This is a genomic window from Pedobacter sp. 05L430, assembly GCF_056397585.1.
Genome location: NZ_JBFTNT010000417.1, coordinates 1 through 3,710 on the forward strand (window position 1 = coordinate 1; position 3,710 = coordinate 3,710).

The 3,710-nt window shown below is 37.8% G+C and carries 4 protein-coding genes; 2 read left to right on the plus strand and 2 right to left on the minus strand.

Features of this window, described 5'->3' with window-relative positions:
* On the minus strand, positions 1-472 hold a 472-nt coding region (locus tag AC1DG9_RS25740; RefSeq protein ID WP_477635534.1), incomplete at its 3' end, for a superoxide dismutase family protein.
* Positions 473-655: 183 nt separating this feature from the next.
* Between AC1DG9_RS25740 and AC1DG9_RS25745 the strand changes: the two genes are divergently transcribed.
* Together AC1DG9_RS25745 and AC1DG9_RS25750 are read left to right on the plus strand one after the other, a co-directional pair.
* The gene (locus tag AC1DG9_RS25745; RefSeq protein WP_477635535.1) at positions 656-1,864 is read left to right on the plus strand and encodes a M1 family metallopeptidase; all 1,209 of its coding nucleotides are present in this window, start codon (positions 656-658) and stop codon (positions 1,862-1,864) included.
* A gap of 107 nt (positions 1,865-1,971) precedes the next feature.
* Positions 1,972-2,328 carry a LiaF transmembrane domain-containing protein gene (locus tag AC1DG9_RS25750; protein ID WP_172662766.1) on the plus strand — a complete coding sequence of 119 codons (357 nt, stop codon included), beginning with the start codon at positions 1,972-1,974 and terminating at the stop codon, positions 2,326-2,328.
* A gap of 65 nt (positions 2,329-2,393) precedes the next feature.
* Here AC1DG9_RS25750 and AC1DG9_RS25755 read toward each other — a convergent pair.
* On the minus strand, positions 2,394-3,710 hold a 1,317-nt coding region (locus AC1DG9_RS25755), incomplete at its 5' end, for a glycoside hydrolase family 31 protein (protein WP_477635536.1).

The window sequence follows — 3,710 nt, forward strand, 5'->3', positions numbered from 1 at the left end:
GGGTAGTATAGTCATCGGTACCTCCATGAACTATTATCCCTCTGTCAATGATGTTTTTGATATCGTTTTCTTCAATGCTCCACCTGTCAGTAGTAACTGAAATTGAACCGTGACCCTTGCTGTCTAGTTGAATATTCCCGATGTCACCAGAGTGATATGCAGCAGATCCCCATTTACCATGTGCCTCGTTTGTAGGGTTCCAGTGTCCATGCGTATTATTTCCCATGTCGCCACAATCTCCATGCTCATGAAAATGAACAGCTACAGTACTGTCGGCCCTTGCCGGAAAATTAAGTTCCAAATCCATTCTCATCTTCCCGTCTTTTAATTGATAGAATTTTGCCAATCCAATGTCTTTGGCATCAGCTGTTGTTGCAAGTTTTGCCTGTGCTACTTCAACTTCTGCGGTAGGAGAGCAAGAAGTAAATAATGCCACTATTGCTATAATGGCGATGGTTAAATAATTTTTCATATCCTTATATATATTGGTAATTACTATTTAGAACAAAAGCCATCACTTTAAGTTTTATAGAATTTGTGTTTGGTTGGCAGAATAGAATAAATTGGAGCAACTTTTGATATGAGTGTGCGTACTTGCTAAATTAAAATAGAGTATTATATTTAAAAACTTAAGTAAAAAGGAGATTACATACAGATGAGAAAATACCTGATAATTTTATTGTTATGCTTTACATCCACAGCATTTGCACAGGAAAAATATTGGCAACAGCATGTGAATTATAATATAGATGTTGCTCTTAATGATCAAGATAAGTCTTTAAAAGGCTTTGAAACTATAGTATATAAAAACAATTCCCCATCTGAGCTTGACTTTATCTGGTTTCATATTTGGCCAAATGCCTATAAACAGGAATCTACGGCGTTGTTTCAGCAGATAAAGAATGACACTTCCCGTGTTAAAAAGTTAGATAAATACACGCATGGCAGTATCGAAGGCCTGAATTTTAAAGTAAACGGTAAAACGGCGGAAACCGAGGCCCATCCTAATCCTCAATATATCGATGTAATTAAGTTAAAACTAAAGTCGCCCTTAAAGCCTGGTGATTCAGTTACAATTACAATTGATTTTAAAGTAAAATTACCTTCTTATTTTTCCAGATCCGGTTTTGCTGATGGCGAGTTTATGGTTTGCCAATGGTATCCTAAGCCTGCCGTGTTTGATAAAAATGGCTGGCACGAGTTTCCTTACCTTGATAATAGTAATTGGGTTGGCGAATATGAGTATCCGGTTGTACAGGTAGTAGAGGGGCCGGCAAACAACTCAAGCGGGGGTATGGAATATCCTACCATTACTTTAATTACGAGTCCCGATGCTAAAAAGGAGTCGTTAGACGGTGTTATTGCACATGAGATTGGCCACAATTGGTTTATGAGTATGCTTGGTAGTAATGAAAGACAACATACATGGTTGGACGAGGGCCTAAACACTTATTTCCAATTCAGATACGAGGCTGAAAAATACAGAGCCAACTCCATATTTGGTGATGCTATTCCCGCAGATGTTAAGGCTTTACCTGAAAAGGAATTTCTAGATCGTACTTATGGTGCAATGGCCAGTATCCCAATGAAATCGGCTATTGAAACACCTTCAGATAAATTTACTTCATCTGATGATTACAGCATGACATCTTACATCAAAACTGCTTTATGGTTGTATATCCTCGAAAACTCTGTTGGAAGAGATAAAATGGATATAGCCTTTAAGCATTATTTTGATAAATGGAAGAATAAACATCCACAACCAGAAGATTTAAAGGCTTCGTTCGAGGAGTCTTTAGGCACGAATCTGGATAAGTATTTCGAACTGCTTAATAAACCGGGATCATTTAGTGAACAACCATAGATGTTTTACCGGACATTTAAGATTATTTACCGACAGTTTTCTATAATACAGCCCCCTTATCATTGATGAACGTTGTTTTTGCAAGTAGTTTTGAAGAAAAAAAAGCTATGGAAACTTTAGATAACAAAACCAGATCAAATCGCCATTTCGGAATGGGTATTTTTTTACTTGTGATTGGCGCTATCTTCTTATTGAGAAACATTGGCCTTAGTATTCCATTCTGGGTGTTGAGCTGGCATACATTCTTTTTGGCTTTTGGATTATTAATAGGCTACAGGAAGAACTTTAAAGCAGGTGGGTGGGTATTTTTTGTGATACTTGGAGGTGTATTTACTTTAAAGGACCTGATATTCTTTGATATTTCACAATATACTACTGCATTGGTTTTAATAGGTGTAGGGCTTTATATGATTTTCAGACCTAAGAAAGATGTTCAGTTTTGTGACTTCGGAAACAGAAAATAATTAAATCTATCATATATTTAAAAGAGGCAGCCGCGGTTGCCTCTTTTTTGTGCTTCTACAATCTATTAATTCAACGCAATCGTTTGATTAGCAGATGTACTTAAGTAATTTGTTTTGATATGAACAGTACCAGATCTGTCATTAGCATTGAAAAAATACCCCGTACTGGCCTTCTCAAATTGTTGCAAATTATTGTAAGCTTTTAACTTTTTGCCATTAACACTAACTTTCTTAGGTGCTTTTGGATTATGTACATCAAGCAAATAAACTCTTTGCTTGTTCTTACCTTCAAAATCTCCTTTGGCAGCATTTATTGTAATTTGTATACCAGTAGTGGCATCAACTTCAATCAATGTTTTTGCGAATGCACCTTTTCTATGATCTCTGGTTAGTCCGTCATCCTCATACATATCAAATTTAGATTTTTGGAACGGATAAATGTCTAACGTTAAGCTGTCAGTTTTTTTCTCTCCATCGTAATCCATTTGAGGATACATTGGTATAATTCCGCCTTGTTTAACAAATAGCGGCAGTTTTTCTAAAGGCGCGGAATAATTGTTCACCCAGGTGTTGCCGGTGTAAGCCTTACCATCCCAATAGTCATACCATGTCCCTTTGGGCAGATAAATACTGTCTCTTTTGGACTCACTTTTATAAACTGGTGCCACTAATAGTGATTCACCGTTCATGAACTGATATTGAGTTTGTTTACCTTTAGTAACCTCATCCTCGGGAAACTCAAGAACCATAGCTCTTGATGCCGGGATACCGGTTTCATAGGCCTCTTCACAAAGCGTGTACATATACGGAGTCATGCGCATCTTTAATTGAAGGTATTTCCTATTGGTAGCAGAATTAACTTCCCCCTGCAGATAAGGCTGCTTGTTCTTTTTGGCCCAACCACTCATAACCATTAAAACAGGAGTGAAGCATTTCCATTGTAAATCTCTTACATAAGTAGAATCACTGCCTCCAAAAATACCATCCACATCGCCCGTTGCCGCATTTTGAGCAGACAATCCGGAACCAATAATAGTCGGAATGTGAAAACGGATATACTCCCAGTTACCACTTTGATCTCCGGACCATACTGTTGAATAGCGCTGTGTACCAGCCCAGCCCATTACACTCCAAATAAAGCCACGGGCATTACTATTGTTCTCTATACCTTCATAAGCAGCCTTACAGCCGTCTAATGCATATTTATAACCCGGACCAACCCACGCAACATCTAATTTTGCTAATCTGGATCCGTATTCTCCAACCTCCTTCGCAATTTTTTCTACCCCGTTTTCTGTCCAAAGTCCAGTGTAAAAGCCTCTTTTCTTTAACTCTGCAATGGTTGAATCCAGCTTGGTATAACCACATCCGTAACCATCATT